Genomic DNA, 16,617 nt, shown 5'->3' on the forward strand with positions numbered 1-16,617 from the left:
TGTGCGCTCGAGAGCGGACCTTTGGCCAACACGGTCGCAATAGCGGCTATGGGTCGCGTAGCGCCCATCGGCGATTGGCGCAGACTGACTCTCCCTTCACGTGAAAGGAGAGTCGTCATGGAAGCAACCATCAACAGCGGTGCGCCGCGCGTGCCGTGGAACAAAGACAAGCTAACCGGACAGAAGTCGCCGCTAAAGCGTAAGGAAATCTGGGCCATCCGAATCCGCCTGCAACTGGGGGCGAAAACCCGTGATCTTGCGATGTTCAATCTGGCGATCGACAGCAAGCTGCGAGCGTGCGACCTGACGAAACTGCGGGTGCGCGATGTGTGCCTGGGCACGCGCGTAGTGCCTCGCGCGACTGTGATGCAACAGAAAAACGCAGCGACCGGTGCAATTCGAGATCACCGAGCAAACGCGGGATAGTGTGGAACGCTGGATCGAGGCAGCGTGGCTGTCCGCTTCAGATTTCCTGTTTTCGGGCCGGATTCATGCGTCGCCCCATCTTTCGACCCGTCAGTACGCACGGATCGTTCATCGTTGGATTAAATCGATCGGGCTCGACGACACCGCCTATGGCACGCACACGATGCGTCGAACGAAAGGATCGTTGATCTACCGCCGTACTAAAAATCTCCGGGCCGTACAGTTGCTGCTCGGCCACACCAAACTTGAAAGCACGGTCAGTACCTCGGCATTGAAGTCGACGACGCGCTGGAGATGGCTGAACAGACCGAGGTTTTAGCGGTAGATCGCCGGACGGCAATTGGTCGCTGTCCGGGCCAGAAAGCGTCATTCGCCCGACCGTCGCTCGGACGCTCAGATGTCAGCTCCGTCCCACCAAACGGTCATTCCGCTGAAGCTGCCGCCGAGACGGGCCGCAGAAATCTCCCTGCTACTTGTGCGTAATTCGCCTCACCGTACTGGTAACAAGGTCCACGTAGAAAAGGTCTCCGTTCTGACCAGCTTTCAAATCCACCGGCCCTCCTTGCAGACCCTTCGCAAACGTCTGAGGCGTGTTGTCCGGAGGCTGCATTGTCCAGATGCATTTCCGGAGAAGATCGCCAAAGTACAGGGCGTTCTTGAATTGAGTGGGATAGGTCGTGCTCGTGCCGTCAGTGAACCCAATGGCTGAGAGCACGCTGCCGTTCTGGTCCGGCCCTCCGCCGGACGGCTTGCCGCCGCAGGTCCTTCCCCTGCTGTCCTCGGGCGTAACGTAACCCTGATGAGCGTACGCAAAGAACGGCGGGGTGACATCCGTTCCGCTAACGATCCCGCTCTTCCCGCTGCAGTACTTGCTAGGAGCGGGCGGGAAGGACCGGTACTCAGGTTGGCGAGCTGCAGCGAAGTCGTTATTGGGGTCCCATCCTTCATAGCACGGCCATCCAAAGTTTAAGTTACGGCCGGCAACCCTGACGTGATCGATGGCCTCCCAGGTGTTCCAACCCACATTGCCGATATACAGGTCATCCGTGACGCGCACACCCGTGCCGGGCACGCGGGCAAAGCGGAAAGGATTGCGCAGACCGTTTGCAACCACGGCAACGCTTTGGGTTATCGTGCCTGGGTTCGTCATCCGTAGAATAACGCCATCGCTGTAAGGCCGAAGAGTCGACACGCCCTGACTGCGAAACGCCCCTTGGGGCAGATTCGTGCCATCGCCGCAAGCGCTATCCAACTGCCCGTAGTCTACCCGGTCGAAGCTTGCGCCGTCGCCGGCGCTGACATAAAGCGTTTTGTTATCGGAGCCGAAGGCCAGGGCGCCAATACTGTGAGACGTATAGAAGAAACACCAGGTCTGGTTGCTTGACCCTGCGGCGGGCAGGATCTTCGTTTCGCCCGTCCCTGTCAAAAGGGAAAGTTGGCCGTGGGTAAGGACGTTTCCGCTGCACGCCCCTGTAGCAGGTGGCGTGGTGTAAAGCACGTAGACATTGCCATCGTTCCGAGGATCGACTGCAAGCCCGAGCAGTCCCCGGTCGGCATCATTGCAGACTTCGCCGCTCAGGTCGGCAAATAACAAGCAGGTAGGGGTTGACGACAAATCACATTTCCAAACCTTGCCCCCTTTTTCGGCGACGAAAACTTGAGTCTTGTCCCGAGTAAAGCCTATCGCCGTCGGCTGGTTGAGACAGCCACTGTACAAAATGTGCTCGGTAAAATGCTTTGGTAGCGTCGGCTGCGGCTTGGTCGTGAAGGTGGCCTGGCACGCAACCCGCTGGCCAACGGCGGCTGCAGCGGGTACAGCAGCGGCCTCGGGAAAAACCGCGTGCGCGGCATTGGTCACAAACGATAACGCCAGCATCAGCATAAGCGCGGCGATTACCCGGCTTTGGCTTAACCACTTTTCAATAGAGCGCGACACTTTGTCCTCCCGCACGGATCGAACCGCGAGGCAGCGCCGCGCATCACGCGTGAGTCGTTTGGTTTTGACGCCGCAGATTGATTCAATAGTGGGCCGTGCGCCCGCCGACGGCGGACAAAAGACTGTCACCGCTCGCCAGGTAAGTTGAATGGGAGGATGAGCTTCAGCCGGCACGCGCTCGCCTAGCAAAACCGTTGGATGCCCGAAGCCTGATTTGTCGGTCGCGAGGAAACCAACGCCTGCACCTGGCTCATTGCTCCATCACAGCGCTTTATTTCACTGGATGCGCGACAGTGCGATCGTCTCGAACCAAACTGGAAGCTGACGTTGAGCAGACCAATGTCCGAACGGCACAGATGGGTCGGACCGCGTCAGTCCGCTCTTCAAACTCACCGCCGGAAAGCGGCCATTGCAATTTTCGCTGCCTGAAAACGGCCGGTCGTCAATGCGTACTCCCGACCCGATCCGGCCGTTGGATCCCGCACCAGCCTAACGGCGGCTTTCCGGCGTTGAACGCCCATTCCTGCCGCCGCGGCGACCGCACACATCCCCGCTTGATGAGGTACCAGCAAGCACCGGGTGCATGCGCAAATACCCGTTGGTCTTTTGAAACGCGCTGCTACCATGAGGCTGTGTTGTGCGGTATGGCGGCCTTCGCGCCTTGCCTGGTCGCAACAACCTGCGTTCCGCGACAACGACTTTCCACGAACCACGTTTCGGGAGGGATCATGTCGCGTCATTCAATCAGACTGGCGATCCAGTCGCCGCTACCCCCGCGCAACGGGCCGACCTTTACGCTGGCGTATGCCGGCCCGGCACGCATCGCGCCTCGGTCCCCGCCTGCCGCGTGGAAGCGTGTCCTGCGCCCGCTGCCGCTTGCGCTATGGGTGCCGCTTGCGCTCGCCGCGTGGTGCGTGCCGATGGCCCACGCGGCCGGACCGCTGCCGCAGGGCGGCGCCTTCGTCCGGGGCCAGGGCGCGATCAGCAGCGGCACCACTTCGCTAACGATCGACCAGTCCTCGACCCGCGGCGTGATCGACTGGCACAGCTTCTCGATCGGCAACGGCAACACCGTCGCCTTCAACAACGGGTCGGGCGCGACGCTGAACCGTGTAACGGGCGGCGATCCGTCATCGATTCTCGGCAAGCTCACCGCCACCGGCAGCCTCTACCTGATCAATCCGCAAGGCATCCTCGTGGGACCCGCGGGCGTCGTCAGCACGGGCGGACGTTTCGTCGCGTCCACCCTGGGTATCTGCAACGACGCCTTCATCAAAGGCGGCGATGCACTGACGCTGTCGGGCAAGTCGGACGCGAGCGTGATCAACCTCGGCAGGATCAGTTCCAGCGGCGGCGATGTGTTCCTGATCGCCCGTCAGGCAGTCATCAACGCGGGCACGGTTAAAGCGCCCACCGGCACGGTGGAACTGGCGGCTGGCGAGACGGTGCTGTTGCAGGACTCGGCCAGCAGCAGGCAGGTGTTCGTGCAGGCGGGCAGCCACGGCACGGTCGTCAACGAGGGGCGCGTCAAGGCCGCGCAGGTCAGTCTTCAGGCTGCCGATGGGAACGTCTATGCGCTCGCGGGCGGCGGCACGCGCATCCGCGCAACGGGCACGGCAACGCGCGATGGCCACGTCTGGCTCATCGCGGACAGCGGCCTCGTCAGGCAGCAAGGCAGGATCGCGGCAACGGATGCCGACGGCAGCGGCGGGACGGTCGACACGCAGGCGGCGCAGCTGGCGTTCGGCAGGCACGCAGCCGTTCACGCCGGGCAGTGGAATCTTTCAACGCCTGCTTTTACGATCGATGACGCTGCGGCACGGACGTTGCAGCGCAGTCTGAGCGCGGGCACCTCGGTCGATGTCACGACCACGGGTGGCAACGGCGCAACGGGCGACCTGGGCATCGCTTCGAGCCTGCGCTGGCAGGGGCCGGCTTCGCTCACGCTGGCGGCATACCGCGATGTCTCAGTCGCGAGCGGCAGGACGATCGCGAACAACGGTGCGGGCAATCTGACCTTGCGCGCAGACGCCTCCGGCATCGACAACGGCGGCAGCGTGATCAACGGCGGCACTATCGACTGGTCGAAAAGTACCGGCATCGTCAGCGCGCTCTACGACATGAACGGCAGCTACAATCCCGGCACGATCGTGGCGAACAGCGCGTGGACAGCAGCTCCGTATAGCGGTCTCATCACCCAGGTGACCGGCTACAAGCTGGTCAATTCGGTCGGCGATTTACAGAACATCGCGCTCGATCTCGGCGGCGCGTATGCGCTCGGCAAAGACCTCGACGCCAGTTCGACCGATACGTCTTTCGCTTTCTCTTCGCTCGGCAATGCGACCACGCCGTTTTCCGGTCAGTTCGACGGGATGGGCCACGCGATCGACAGGTTCACCCAGTTTGATCAGAGCTCGACCGAGCAGCCGGCAGCTGGACTGTTCGGCGTGATCGGTCCGACGGGAGTCGTTCGCAATGTCGGCATGACGAACGCCGAACTTGAGACGAATACGTATTTCCCGGCCGGGATCCCGTTCGGGATTGTGGCCGGGCAGAATCAGGGCCTGATTACGTACGCTTATACCAGCGGCTTCCGGGGCTCCGGCTCGTTCGAGGGTGCGACGGTCGGCGGACTGGTGGGGCGCAATGACGGCCTGATCGAACGGTCGTCGAGCAGCGCGTCGATTGGTACGGGAGGTGTGCTTGGCGGGCTCGTCGGCACCAACTACGGCACCATTAACCAATCCTATACAACCGGGGATGTCGCTCCGAACATCCATGGCGTTGGCGGGGGCCTGGTTGGCTACAACTACGGCACCGTGTCGCAATCCTACGCGACGGGCCTCACCTTTGGATCCTTCGCGGCTGGCGGGTTGGTTTTCTCCAATAGCGGCGTGATCGAGCAGTCGTTCGCAACAGGCCCAGTTCTGGGCCCGTCGTATCAGGGCCCGGGCTACGGCACTTACGGCGGTATCGTCGCGTACGGTGTCGGCGGCACACTTGCAAGTAACGTCTATTGGGACAAAGAGACGACGACACGTACGGTGAGCACCGGATATGGCTCTCAACTGCCTGCGTCGAACGGACTCACCACCGCGCAGATGAGCAATCCGTCGAGCTTCGACGCGTCCTGGGACTTCAGCCCGACCGGCGTGTGGGTCATGCCGGCCGGCGCGACCCATCCGATCCTGCGCTGGCAACTGGCCCAGTAGGCGCTGCTGAGAACCCGCGGCCTGGACGAGCAGGCACGCGGCGGCATCTCAACGGCAGCTTTTGGGGGAAGGAGCCGACGTTCGAATGTCTGCCTGAACACGCGCGCGAACGTCCGATGATGGCCGATTGGGTGAGGTCGCCAACGTCCGCTTTATGGCGCTCCAGTCCGCAAAACCTTGGTTCGACTGATTGACCGCTTCGGAGAATGTCGTCTGACCGAAGTGGGCCGAAATTTGCCTGTCGACTTGGCTCTCCGGGCAATATCAGGAACTTTGGCCGTATCGCCGCAGGGCATGCCGAAGCTCGCCAGTTTTGGCTCCCAATCAATAAATAGTCCAATTCCATTAATTGTGGCTATCTGTTCTTTCATTTCAGGACAAATCGTCCACGCAGAGCGGTCAATGCCGTCCCGCCTAGGCCCGGTATGCCAGGAGTTGACCGAGGTCTTCGCGCTGTACCTCGCAGATTACGAAGATGCGAAGGTCTTGCTCGACGGCACGGCCATCGACCCGGGTGCCGCCATCGCCGGACGCAAGTTTTTCAACCTCGCCGACATGGTGATCGACAACAAGCACCACAGGGTGCGCCTGGCAGTTGTCGAGTGGAAAGCGGCCGGCAACCGCGCGCTATACCTATGCAACGAGCAGCGGTCCCCACTGTTGCAGGTCGATCGCCGCTTCCACATCCTTGGTCAGTTCCAGTTCTCGGGTACATCGCGTCTCCTTATCTCGATCTGGGTCAGAAGGCAGGCACAGTCGATCTCGCCGAAATGCAGCCCGGCGTCGTCGCGGCGATCAACGAAGCCCAGCAGACGATCAAGGACCACTTCCGTGCGCGCGCAGCCGAGGAGGCTCGCTCCGTCGTTGCCGAATGGAAAGACGAGGCGGTTTACCCGTTCAGCGGCGAGCCTGCGACGTCGGCCGAGAAGGTCGAGCGGCAAGTGTTTGACATCGTGGCGGTTAACGTCGCGCGTCACCTGCCGGATTACAGCTCCAGCCAGCCGAAGAACCGAAAGTTCCAACTCCGGATGTTGCGTCAGGCGATCGAGCGCAGCCCCGAGGACCTGCGCAGTGGGCAGCATCTCTTGGGTTTAGCCACCCGTCCGTCGGTGCGAAGAAACCCGAAAGATAGCGGTTGTCAGCAGAAACCGACGGTTCGTCGCGTGAAGTTTCCATGACGTGAAAGGCGTGTTATCAGCTTTACCAGGCAGCTAAACGGTGCTGCTTACGGACGTGCGTCACCGTACATACATAATAATTTCGGCCGGCCGCGGGCAAACTCACGGACGTTCGTGCTGCTATTTTTAAACTAAACACCTAGTGCAGTTGGGCTTAACCATTTAACATACCCAGGCCGCCAAACAATTAGGATAATATAATAATACGAATCAATGTTACCGAGGTTTTGGCATTTAAGGAGACATTGAATGGACGTGCTGGTCGTCGAAGATAATGAGGTGGTCGCGGACAGCCTGGCTTTCCTGCTTGACTGCTACGGTCACCGCGCCACCGTGGTGGAAGACGGAGAAAGCGCGCTCTCGCTGCTTTGCTGCCGCGCTTTCGAACTGGTCCTGCTTGACGAGAACCTGCCCGGAATTAAAGGAAGTGCTGTCGCACTGTCGATTGCCAATAGGCCTTTCGCTGACCGGCCCTTCATGGTCTCCATGACTGGAGACAGTGAGGACGGCGGACTCACGCGGCTTTTCGATGTCTGTCTGCAGAAGCCGTTCTCCCTCGAGGCACTTTTGCAAGTGATTGAAGATGCGCAAAGCTGTGGTGATGCGAGCGCTCTCCTGGCCGCCTAGGCATTGCCTGGCTGTCAGATGCGGTTAGCCCAAGGCCGAGCTAAAGGCAAGCCAGGGTTGTGCTCGTCCGGATGGTTCGGGCGACCTTTTTATCGTATGTGTGCAACGGCAAACGTGAACATTTATTTATGTGTAGGCGTCACTGCACACGCGAAGGAATAGTTGTACTCGTACTACAACGCCAACCACAGTGGCATCCGGGGTGCCGTCGAAAAAGCAACATGGCGTCATGAGGCCGTCATGACAAATACGTAGATTCGGCCCGCACCGAAATAACCGGTGTTGAATTGCAGAAAATAAATCTGAGAGAAGTTAGACAAATGAATCGACATACTCAAAGTATCGGTCATCTCGAGCGCAGTGTCGGCAATGACCGCCTGACGCGCGCCTTGGCCGCACGCCTCGACAGGGCATTGACACGCGCCGGCATCAGTTCGGCACGCGCAGCGAAGTGGCTGGGTGTGAGCGAATATGACGTGCAATATTGGCGACGCGGAATCACCGTGCCGCCGCTGAACGCCTGTATGCGTCTCGCCGCCGTCCTCCATCTCGATGTTCACTGGCTTTGCACGGGGCAGCCTCCGGTCGTCTGATTCGCAGTTCGCGGGAACCGCGGGACAGGGGAGTTTGTGTTCCGTGGATTCCCGTACGTTCTGAAGTTCGCAGCCCGGTCGGCATTGCACTCGCAATGATGCAGTTGTACGCATTTCGGATGCAGCACAGCAGGCGTCTCTTCCGCAAACCCGGAGGGAATCGATGTGAAGGCAGTTAAACAGGATGCGGCGTTCGACCAGGCACCGCGTCTCAATCAGTACGAGATGGAGTTGTCGCGGGGCGCCTCGCATATCGCGAGCACGCTGTACGAGGAAAGCATGCTCGCTGCGGTCTCGGAAACCATTCTGGAGTTCGAGGCCTCGCACGGACGCGACGACCTGAAGGCATTCGCGCACGCCCTGCTCGGGAGACTGGAGCAGCGCGGGAAGCCGCTGGCGGGCAAGGTTCTGCAGCACCTTATTGAGCGCGGCCGTTTGCCAGAGGAGGTACCCAGCGCGCTGCCAGTACCTGTGTCTGCTCGCAAATCTGTCGCCCGGAAGCTGAAAGGTACGGCCTTACGGGCGGCCAACGCACGCCAAGCAGCGTGAGCTGCATACCTGCAGGCGAACTACAAGTTTCAATTCCTAACCGCAACAATCGAGGGAAGAACATGTCAAAGCGAATCGCTTATGTCACCGGCGGCATGGGTGGAATTGGTACAGAAATCTGTCAGCGGTTGTTCAAGGACGGCTTCACGGTCGTCGCCGGTTGCGGACCCGACTCTCCCCGGCGGGAAAGATGGTTGAAGGAGCAGGAGGCGCTTGGCTTTTCCTTTACCGCGTCCGAAGGGAATGTCAGTGACTGGGAGTCTACCGTGGCTGCGTTTGCCAGGGTGGAGAAGGACGTCGGCGAGATCGACGTGCTGGTGAATAATGCCGGCATTACGCGGGATGGCACGTTTCGCAAGATGTCCAGAGAGAACTGGAACGATGTCATTGACACGAACCTGACCAGCCTCTTCAATGTCACCAAGCAGGTCATCGAGGGGATGGTGAGCAGGGAGTGGGGGCGAATCATCAACATCTCGTCGGTGAACGGGCAGAAAGGGCAGTTTGGCCAGACCAACTATGCGACTGCGAAGGCGGGCATTCACGGCTTTACGATGTCGCTTGCGCAGGAGGTAGCGACGAAGGGCATCACGGTGAATACGGTTTCGCCCGGATACATCGGCACGGATATGGTTCGTGCCGTGCGTCCTGAAGTACTGGACGCAATCATTCAGGGCATTCCGGTGCGCCGTCTTGGGAAGGCGTCAGAAATTGCGTCAATTGTTGCATGGCTTGCCGGCAATGAATCCGGCTTTGCGACCGGTGCCGATTTTTCGCTCAACGGTGGGCTTCACATGAGTTGAGGCTTTTTTGGACGCGGGGTCCGCGCAGACGGCAAGAAGTCCCGGCCTGCGTTTTCGCCAAGGTGGCGACGAGATGCAAGCGGCTTCGCGGCGCCCACGTTGATGGCGTAATACCGGGCCGGTCGCGCACATCAACGACCGATGCGACTCGAAGACAGTGTCAGCGTGATAAGACTCTTCCTCCTGATTCGCCGCGCTGTGAAATATAGCAAGCGAAAATGCGGCATTAAACTTTTGTGGAATGAATATGGCAACCGGAACAGTAAAGTGGTTTAACGACGCCAAGGGCTTCGGCTTTATCACGCCGGACGACGGCGGAGAAGACCTGTTCGCCCACTTCTCTGAGGTTCAAGGCAGCGGCTTCAAATCATTGCAGGAGAATCAGAAGGTCAGCTTCGAAGTGAAGCAGGGGCCGAAGGGCAAGCAGGCTGCCAACATCAAGCCGCTGTAACACGCCCGACGCTCGCCTCGTCGCGATGGATGGAACGATGAATGGGACGTTACGCTGCCCATTTCGCAAAGCGTACGGGCAACCAACCGGAGACCGGCATGTGCGATGTGCCGCATATCAAACCCTCGTACTGCCTGGGTACCCGCAAGACGTTGCGCTTTCTCGCGCGCGACGCCCGAAATCCCGGCGCAGCCCTGGGGAAATTACGCCCGACATTGACACCTGGCGCTGAACAACATGAGCAAGAAGTGGACGATGCCTATCCGCGACTGGAAAGTGGCCCCGAACCGCTTCAGGATCCAGTTCGAAGAGCGTCTGGTGCCGAGCTAAACTCAACCCGTTTACACAAAATTCAGGACACCCCCACGTGACGACGCCCAAGGTCTCACCTGCGATCGCTCCGGTTTTATCTCGACAAAGCCGATTCGCTTACCGCGATTATCAGAACCGTTCCGTTCCGGTGCCTAATCGACCACGCGCCGGATTGGTCGCAACGGTTCACAACCGCACACCCCTTGGGCGCTGTTTAGTAGCCCCTCGGGAGTCTTTTTGAAACCGGTTTTGGACGACTACGTTGGCACACCGTTATGAACGGGAAGATATACCTTGATCGTGGTGCCGTTGCCCGGCGAACTGACGAGATCGATTTGACCACCCAGCATCAGGACACGCTCTTCCATTCCCGCCAGTCCGAACGATCTTTTTCTGGTCGCCAGAGGATCGAATCCTCGACCGTCGTCCCGTACTTCCAACTGACAGGAACCCGGCGTTCGCTCGAGCGTGATGGTCACCTGACTGGCCGCAGCGTGACGGGCAACATTGGTTAGCGCCTCCTGCGCGACGCGAAACAGTACGATAGCGCGGTCCTCGCTCACTACCAGGTTCTCGTCCTGCACGCAGAGGCGACACACTGTGCGTACATCGTGGTTGAACTCCGCAGCGAGCCACTCGAGCGCAGCCACAATGCCTGCGTCCAGTGCTGCAGGGCGTAGCGACGAGATGACACCCCGGACAACCCGCATGGTGTTGTCTACCAGCGCCGTCAATGCCTGGGCCTGTTCGGCCACCGCTGGGAGGTCCTTGCCAAACTGCAGGGCTAGCATCGATGCCCTCATGCGTAGCGACGTAAGGTGTTGTCCCAGTTCGTCGTGCAGTTCCCGTGCAATGTGCCTGCGCTCTTCCTCTCGAGCCGTCTCGCGACGGGAGGTGAGCTCTCGCAGCATCTCGTAGGACTCACGTAAGCGGTGCTCTGCTTTTTTGCGTTCCGTCAGATCGAGCACGAACGCGACACCCTCGTTTCCGCCCTCCTCGAACGTGGCGACGCCGATCAGCACGGGCACACGGCTGCCGTCTTTCCGGAAGTACTCCTTTTCGAACGGTTCCAGACGCCCAGTCACCTTCTGTTGTGGTATCCATTGACTGAGATCACGGGCGAGCCATTCCGGTGGCGTGAGGTCAATCCAGCGTAGCCGGCCCGTCATGAGGTCATCGCGGTCGTAACCCACGATGCGCAGAAACGCGTCGTTGGCCTCGAGAATGTGACCCTCGAGATCCCATATGAAAATACCAATGATGTTGGCGTCGACCAGGCGCCGGATCTTGGCTTCGCGGCGTTCGAGGCCGCGGTACAAGCGGGTATTCTCGAGTGAAGTCGCCGCCTGCGAAGCAAGGAGCCGGAGCACCACAACCCGGGCCGGCGCGAAGACGCGCGTGGTCAGATTGTTTTCGAGGTAGAGCGCGCCGATGAGCGTGGCCTGATTGATCAAGGGCAGGCATAGAACAGAACGTGCCCTCCGCTCGCGGATGTAGGGATCCCCGGCAAACGATGGCTCGAGTGCGGCATCGTCAAGAACGAGGCTCTCCCGGGTGCGCAGGGCGTGGAATAGGACTGACTCTGGCAACACCGCGGTGCTCACTGGAACGTCGCACAGTTCAACATGAGTCGAGTCGAGGCGGGTCGTAGCTTCTGCGGCAACGTGCTGTTCAACGCTGCCGAGTAAAATTAGCAGCCCACGCTCAGCACCGGCCTGTTCAATCGCTGTTCGCATCAGCGTTTTGATCAGCTTCTCAAGCACGATCTCGCCGGACACAGCCTGCGATACCCTGATCATGGTGGCGAAGTCGAGGTGTTCGACCGGCGCCGAGATTGTGCTCGTCGGGGCGGGCGCGGACTCTTCCGTCCTAAGGTACGGATACTGCTCGTCGAGTTGCCGGACCTTCCCGTCGGCTCCCCAACGCAGGTAGCCGTAGCGGGCGTCCTGCAAATACACCCGGGCAATTTTCTCAAAACCCTGCGCCGCGTAGAAGCGGGACGCCAGTTCATTGGCAAGCGCCTCATGGTGGACAAAGTCGTTCGCCTGCGCCGACCGAATGGCCTGCTCGTAAAGGCGCATCGCGTCACTATTACGGTTCTCCAGGCGGGCGATCTCGGCACCGACCAGCGCGGCGCGGTTCTCGAAATTCTCCGGACCATTCTCCGCCCACACTTGAAGTTGCCTATGATGCGCAACCACGGCGTCCAGGTTCTGCTGCCGCGCGCCCGCTGCTGCGCAGTTGCACCAGGCGGCTCGCGCCAGTGCGCCGTAAAAGTGATAGTCGGCCTCCTCAAGCAGTGAAGATGAGGTCCAGAGCAGCCGTTGCGCCTCCGATGCGGCGTCCAAAGCGGTCACATAGTCGCCGGCGATATAGCGTGCCTGCAATTTTCGGATCCAGTACCAACACTCGGCGATCGCCAGAACCGGGTTGCTGGACAGACGGTGTTCAGTGCGAAGTTCATTGAACTTTCCGTCATCGAAGCAACCGAATTTCAGCGTCAAGCCCCGGAGCGTCCGGATCAGCGAGAGTTGTGTGGTGATGACGTCAACAACAAGGCCGAACCGCGCCTTCTCGGCGAACGCAAGGCTATGTTCGGCTTCGCCTTGCACCTCAGACAGCGGCTCGCCAGCGAAGAGCAGGTCCGAGTTGAGGCTGCTGCATGTGTAGGCCGCATGCGTGATGTCTCCGATCCGGTTCGCCGCGTCGAACGCGCGGCGCATCAGATCACGGCAAGCGCGCACGTGCTTAGTCCAGCGCACGACAAACAGCGCGAAACAAAAATAGGTGCTCGCCTCGAAGCGTTTCAGCCCGCGTCGTTCGACGAGTTCGTAGCCGAGCTGGCCGAATCGAAATCCAGTCTGGTAGTCGCCAAAACGCGGTCCGGCAATCCTGCTGAGCTGGACATAGGCGAAGCACGATGCATCGCAGTTGCCACGTTCAAGGCAGAGACTGACCGCCTTGCAGACCGTTAGCGAAGCCAGATTCGCATCGGTAAACAAGGCCGGCGGCAAGACCCTGACCAGGACAGCGACGGTCGCGAGGGATGCCGGGTCTTCCATCCGCGGCAAATCGATGAGTTCCTCAATGGTCCGGCCCGCAAGTCGTGACCCGATGCGCTCGTATTCGCGTCGCACCTCATCGTCCTGCGGATGGGGTGCCCACTCGATACCGACGTGCCTGAGGTAGGCGAGACAAACAGCGACCGCGCGGCCGCTTTGATCGAGGGTCGTGCACACATCCATGTGCAGGCACGCGACGCTGGCCTTTTCGACCGTTGTCGTGGCGCGATCGGACAGTGCCGCCAATCGCGCCTCTGCGACCAATAACTGGCCGGTCAAAAATTCGCATTCGGCCCGGTTCAGCTCCAGCGCAAAGATCAGCTCGCGCCGGCGCGCCCAGCCATCTTCCGCCAACAGCGCCGCACCGGCATTGAGATAGGTGAGCGCCGCGGTGTAGGCGGTAGATCCCTTGGCGCGCTGGCCGGCGCGCAGGTTGAGCTCGGCGAGGTGCTCACGTTCTTGTTCAGCATTCGGCGCAGTGCCGCGGTTGAGCTGGCCCACGATCTCGAAGATCGACGCCTCCCGTTTCTCGGCAGGCGTGTGCGTCAGCAGCAGCCTCCCGATTCGAAGATGCACCTCAGCGCGCGACGCTTCCCGGATCAGCGAATAGGCGGCTTCCTGGACCCGGTCGTGAACAAACTGGTAGGAGCCGTCCAGCCGCTCAACCAATCCCTGACGAAGCGCCTCCCACAGGACCGCGTGGACCTGCTCCTCCGAGGTTCCCAGAACGATCGAAAGCATCGCGATCGCGGCAACGTTGCCGAGGCAGGCGAACTGCTGCAACGCCTGCTGCGTGTCGGCCGGCAGGCGGGTCAGCTTGCCGACCATCAGGTCGACGACATTCTCGGTATAGCCCTTGGCATGGATGCGCTGGAGATCCCAGCACCAGCACGCCTCCTCATGATCGAAGGTGAGTAAGTCCTCGTCAGCGAGCGCGTACAGAAACTGGATCACGAAGAACGGATTGCCGGCGGTCTTCTCCTGCACCAGTCGCGCGAGCGGCGCGGCGCGCTCCGGCTCGCAGTGAAGCGCATCGCCCGTCAACCGTTCGATGTCCTCCTGCGCGAGCGGCGCAAGCATGATCTTCTCGGTTTTTGCGCCGGCGTTCTTGATCGATTCAAGTTTGCGCATCAGCGGATGGCCGGGATCGACCTCATTGTCGCGGTAAGCGCCGATCAACATCAGGTATTGCAGCTCTGAGCGGGTCAGCAGATCCTCCAAAAGGTGGAGCGTCGCTACGTCGAGCCACTGCAGATCATCGAGAAACAGCGCGAGCGGATGTTCCGGTCGGACAAACACGCCGATGAAGCGCTGGAACACGAGCTGGAATCGGCTTTGCGCCTGCTGCGGGTCGAGCTCCGGGACCGCGATCGGCTCACCGATGATGAGCTTCAGTTCGGGGATGAGATCGGTCATGAGCCGTGCATTCGGGCCCAGCGCCTCCAGAAACGCGCCGCGCCAGCTCGCCAGTTCGGTGTCGCTCTTGCCTAGCAGCGACCGCACCAGGCCTTGAAAAGCCTGTATCAGGGTCGAATAGGGAATGTCGCGCTTGTACTGATCGAACTTGCCGGAGGCGAAGAGCCCGCGCGACGGCACCAGCACTCTGTGCAGTTCATTGACGACCGCCGATTTGCCGATGCCGGAATAGCCGGAGACCAGCACCAGTTCGGGCGTGCCGCTCTTGACGATCCGATCGAACGCGGCAACCAGGGTATCGACCTCGCGTGCTCGCCCGTATAGCTTTTCAGGGATCAGCAACCTGTCGGGCGTGTCGTGTTCGCCCAGCGGGAAGTCGTCGATGCGGTGCTGACGCTCGCAATCGGCCAGGCAGCGTCGCAGGTCGCGCTCGACACCGGTGGCGGTCTGGTAGCGTTCCTCGGCGGTCTTGGCGAGCAGCTTCATGACGATCCGGCAGAGCGCAGTGGGGACCGTCTCCAACCGCTCGCCGGGCGGCACCGGCTTTCGGGCGATATGGCAGTGCACCCATTCCATGGGGTCGGCGGCCGTAAACGGCAGCGCGCCGGTGAGCATCTGATAGAGCGTGACGCCGAGCGAATAGAGGTCGCTGCGGGCGTCGATCGAGCGATTCATCCGTCCCGTCTGCTCAGGCGCCATGTAGGCGAGCGTGCCGGCGATGGTTTCGGGCGGCTCGGGCGGCTGTCGCTCCCGCGGCAGCCGCGAGGCAATGCCGAACCCGGTGAGTCGCACCTGCCCGTCCGCGCAATTCACGAGGATATGGGCGGGCTTGAGGTCCTTATGGACGAGGCCATGCTGGTGCAGCTTGCCGAGCGCTGCAGCGATGCCGACCGCGAGGCGCAAGACACTTTCCACCGCCATGGGCTCGCCGAGCAGCCGCGCGAGCGGCTCGCCGCCCGGATCCTCGAGGAACAGCAGCATTCGACCGCCTTCGCGCACCAGCTCCAGCGGCCGCACGGCCCACGCGCCATCGAATTCGTTCTTCAGCCCGAATTCGTGGGCAAGGCGATCGAGGCTGGCGGGTGGCGGATGTTCGGCGGCGGCCCGTGCAACCAGTACGCTGTGGCTGGCGCCATGGCCCGGATGCCGCCCTCGACACAAGACGCGCTCGCCATCGTCCCAAAGAATCTGAAAGCTATTACTCATCGGCGCGCAGACCGTCAGTAGGATTCGTCACCGCATTCCGTCTTCGGGCTGCTGCCGCTCAGGAAGAGGACGCCGTCACTCGGCTGCTCTAACAGGGAACGGCGTGCTTGAAACACAGATTTCAAGGCGGCGTCACGTCAGAAGCTTACAGAAACATGTACCCGATCAGCATACACTTCGGCGGCCTTAACGCCATAGGAAAAGATCGGGGTATGGTCAGGGGAGTGGTTGGCCCCCGCGAAGACACTGGACACACAATAACGCTTGAATTTTGAGGTAGTCTTACGCCCACGTTTAAGCCTAGTCACATCATAGAACCCGTCGAGGTTCTCACTCGGCCGAAGCAGCGCCGCCGGCGCTCAGTCGAAGAGAAACTCGCAATAGTGCGCTAGACCTTTGAGCGCGGCGCAAGCTTTACAAGGACGGAAGTCATTCTGCAGAGAGCTCTGGTGAACGGGTCGTGTCGGCATGGGACCCGAACGACGCAATGAAGCAGATTCGTGCACTCCAGCGGCTGCTGACCAAGAAAACGGTGAAAGTGGAAATTTTTCGCGATGCGGTGGAGTACGGTCGAGCAACGAATTAATTGCGCGCTCACCATTGATGCGACGGGACGACCGTTCAAGACGGTCTCTGAAGTCCTGGTGAACCGCCCCGGATTTGGTCTCAGGATTACCCCACAAGTAATGTGATGGTGCTGTTCGTTTTGCCTGAATATTCGGTACACCATCGTGATTTCGTGCAGGACAAGAAATCCACGCCAGATGACGGTAGGGCCAGGCGGACGATCATGCTTTCGAGCGAGATATCCGCCGAGTCTGGCGATCCCAAGATGACCTGCGCCGG

Annotated in this window: 11 protein-coding genes and 2 pseudogenes; 9 read left to right on the plus strand and 4 right to left on the minus strand. The window is 60.6% G+C overall.

Annotated features, from left to right (window positions below):
* Positions 1-117 precede the first annotated feature (117 nt).
* Positions 118-741, plus strand: a pseudogene (locus HV770_RS37185) (tyrosine-type recombinase/integrase); the annotation flags it as partial.
* Positions 742-895: 154 nt separating this feature from the next.
* Here HV770_RS37185 and HV770_RS37190 read toward each other — a convergent pair.
* Complete coding sequence (locus HV770_RS37190; RefSeq protein WP_175166394.1) at positions 896-2,362, minus strand: PQQ-dependent sugar dehydrogenase; 1,467 nt, start codon at positions 2,360-2,362, stop codon at positions 896-898.
* Between the two features lie 920 nt (positions 2,363-3,282).
* On the opposite strand from HV770_RS37190, the gene HV770_RS37195 reads away from it, so the two are divergent.
* The gene (locus HV770_RS37195; RefSeq protein WP_175166402.1) at positions 3,283-5,574 is read left to right on the plus strand and encodes a two-partner secretion domain-containing protein; all 2,292 of its coding nucleotides are present in this window, start codon (positions 3,283-3,285) and stop codon (positions 5,572-5,574) included.
* A gap of 414 nt (positions 5,575-5,988) precedes the next feature.
* Here HV770_RS37195 and HV770_RS38350 read toward each other — a convergent pair whose 3' ends face one another.
* Positions 5,989-6,153, minus strand: a complete 165-nt coding sequence (locus tag HV770_RS38350; RefSeq protein WP_217468710.1) for a hypothetical protein — start codon at positions 6,151-6,153, stop codon at positions 5,989-5,991.
* 191 nt (positions 6,154-6,344) lie between these two features.
* Here HV770_RS38350 and HV770_RS37200 point away from each other — a divergent pair, with 191 nt between their 5' ends.
* Both HV770_RS37200 and HV770_RS37205 read left to right on the plus strand, forming a co-directional pair.
* Positions 6,345-6,752: a hypothetical protein gene (locus tag HV770_RS37200; protein ID WP_175166395.1), complete on the plus strand. Its 408-nt coding sequence runs from the start codon at positions 6,345-6,347 to the stop codon at positions 6,750-6,752.
* Between the two features lie 249 nt (positions 6,753-7,001).
* On the plus strand, positions 7,002-7,379 hold the full coding sequence (locus HV770_RS37205) for a response regulator (protein WP_175166396.1): 378 nt from the start codon (positions 7,002-7,004) through the stop codon (positions 7,377-7,379).
* Between the two features lie 227 nt (positions 7,380-7,606).
* Here HV770_RS37205 and HV770_RS37210 read toward each other — a convergent pair whose 3' ends face one another.
* Positions 7,607-7,939, minus strand: a complete 333-nt coding sequence (locus tag HV770_RS37210) for a hypothetical protein (RefSeq protein ID WP_175166397.1) — start codon at positions 7,937-7,939, stop codon at positions 7,607-7,609.
* 198 nt (positions 7,940-8,137) lie between these two features.
* Here HV770_RS37210 and HV770_RS37215 point away from each other — a divergent pair, with 198 nt between their 5' ends.
* The 4 genes from HV770_RS37215 to HV770_RS37230 all read left to right on the plus strand — a co-directional run bounded on the left by HV770_RS37215 (position 8,138) and on the right by HV770_RS37230 (position 10,146).
* Positions 8,138-8,521 (plus strand): hypothetical protein, encoded by a 384-nt coding sequence (locus HV770_RS37215; RefSeq protein ID WP_175166398.1) that lies wholly within the window; start codon positions 8,138-8,140, stop codon positions 8,519-8,521.
* A gap of 62 nt (positions 8,522-8,583) precedes the next feature.
* Positions 8,584-9,324: a 3-ketoacyl-ACP reductase gene (locus HV770_RS37220; RefSeq protein WP_175166399.1), complete on the plus strand. Its 741-nt coding sequence runs from the start codon at positions 8,584-8,586 to the stop codon at positions 9,322-9,324.
* Positions 9,325-9,571: 247 nt separating this feature from the next.
* The gene (locus HV770_RS37225; protein WP_137333051.1) at positions 9,572-9,775 is read left to right on the plus strand and encodes a cold-shock protein; all 204 of its coding nucleotides are present in this window, start codon (positions 9,572-9,574) and stop codon (positions 9,773-9,775) included.
* A gap of 41 nt (positions 9,776-9,816) precedes the next feature.
* On the plus strand, positions 9,817-10,146 hold the full coding sequence (locus HV770_RS37230) for a hypothetical protein (protein WP_175166400.1): 330 nt from the start codon (positions 9,817-9,819) through the stop codon (positions 10,144-10,146).
* 198 nt (positions 10,147-10,344) lie between these two features.
* Here the strand turns inward: HV770_RS37230 and HV770_RS37235 are convergent, their stop codons facing one another.
* Positions 10,345-15,771, minus strand: coding sequence for an AAA family ATPase (locus HV770_RS37235; protein ID WP_175166401.1), 5,427 nt, complete (start codon positions 15,769-15,771; stop codon positions 10,345-10,347).
* 311 nt (positions 15,772-16,082) lie between these two features.
* On the opposite strand from HV770_RS37235, the pseudogene HV770_RS39305 reads away from it, so the two are divergent.
* Positions 16,083-16,415 (plus strand): annotated as a pseudogene (locus HV770_RS39305) (IS3 family transposase); the annotation flags it as partial.
* Positions 16,416-16,617: the final 202 nt, after the last annotated feature.

This window comes from Paraburkholderia fynbosensis, assembly GCF_902859935.1.
GTDB classification, from domain to species: Bacteria; Pseudomonadota; Gammaproteobacteria; order Burkholderiales; family Burkholderiaceae; genus Paraburkholderia; species Paraburkholderia fynbosensis.

Bases quoted from the DNA above. Each gene is read 5' to 3' on its own strand.
- HV770_RS37195 (WP_175166402.1), top strand. From the start codon at position 3,283: ATGGCCCACGCGGCCGGACCGCTGCCGCAGGGCGGCGCCTTCGTCCGG.
- HV770_RS37200 (WP_175166395.1), top strand. From the start codon at position 6,345: ATGCAGCCCGGCGTCGTCGCGGCGATCAACGAAGCCCAGCAGACGATC.
- HV770_RS37205 (WP_175166396.1), top strand. From the start codon at position 7,002: ATGGACGTGCTGGTCGTCGAAGATAATGAGGTGGTCGCGGACAGCCTG.
- HV770_RS37220 (WP_175166399.1), top strand. From the start codon at position 8,584: ATGTCAAAGCGAATCGCTTATGTCACCGGCGGCATGGGTGGAATTGGT.
- HV770_RS37225 (WP_137333051.1), top strand. From the start codon at position 9,572: ATGGCAACCGGAACAGTAAAGTGGTTTAACGACGCCAAGGGCTTCGGC.
- HV770_RS37230 (WP_175166400.1), top strand. From the start codon at position 9,817: ATGGGACGTTACGCTGCCCATTTCGCAAAGCGTACGGGCAACCAACCG.
- HV770_RS37235 (WP_175166401.1), bottom strand. From the start codon at position 15,771: ATGAGTAATAGCTTTCAGATTCTTTGGGACGATGGCGAGCGCGTCTTG.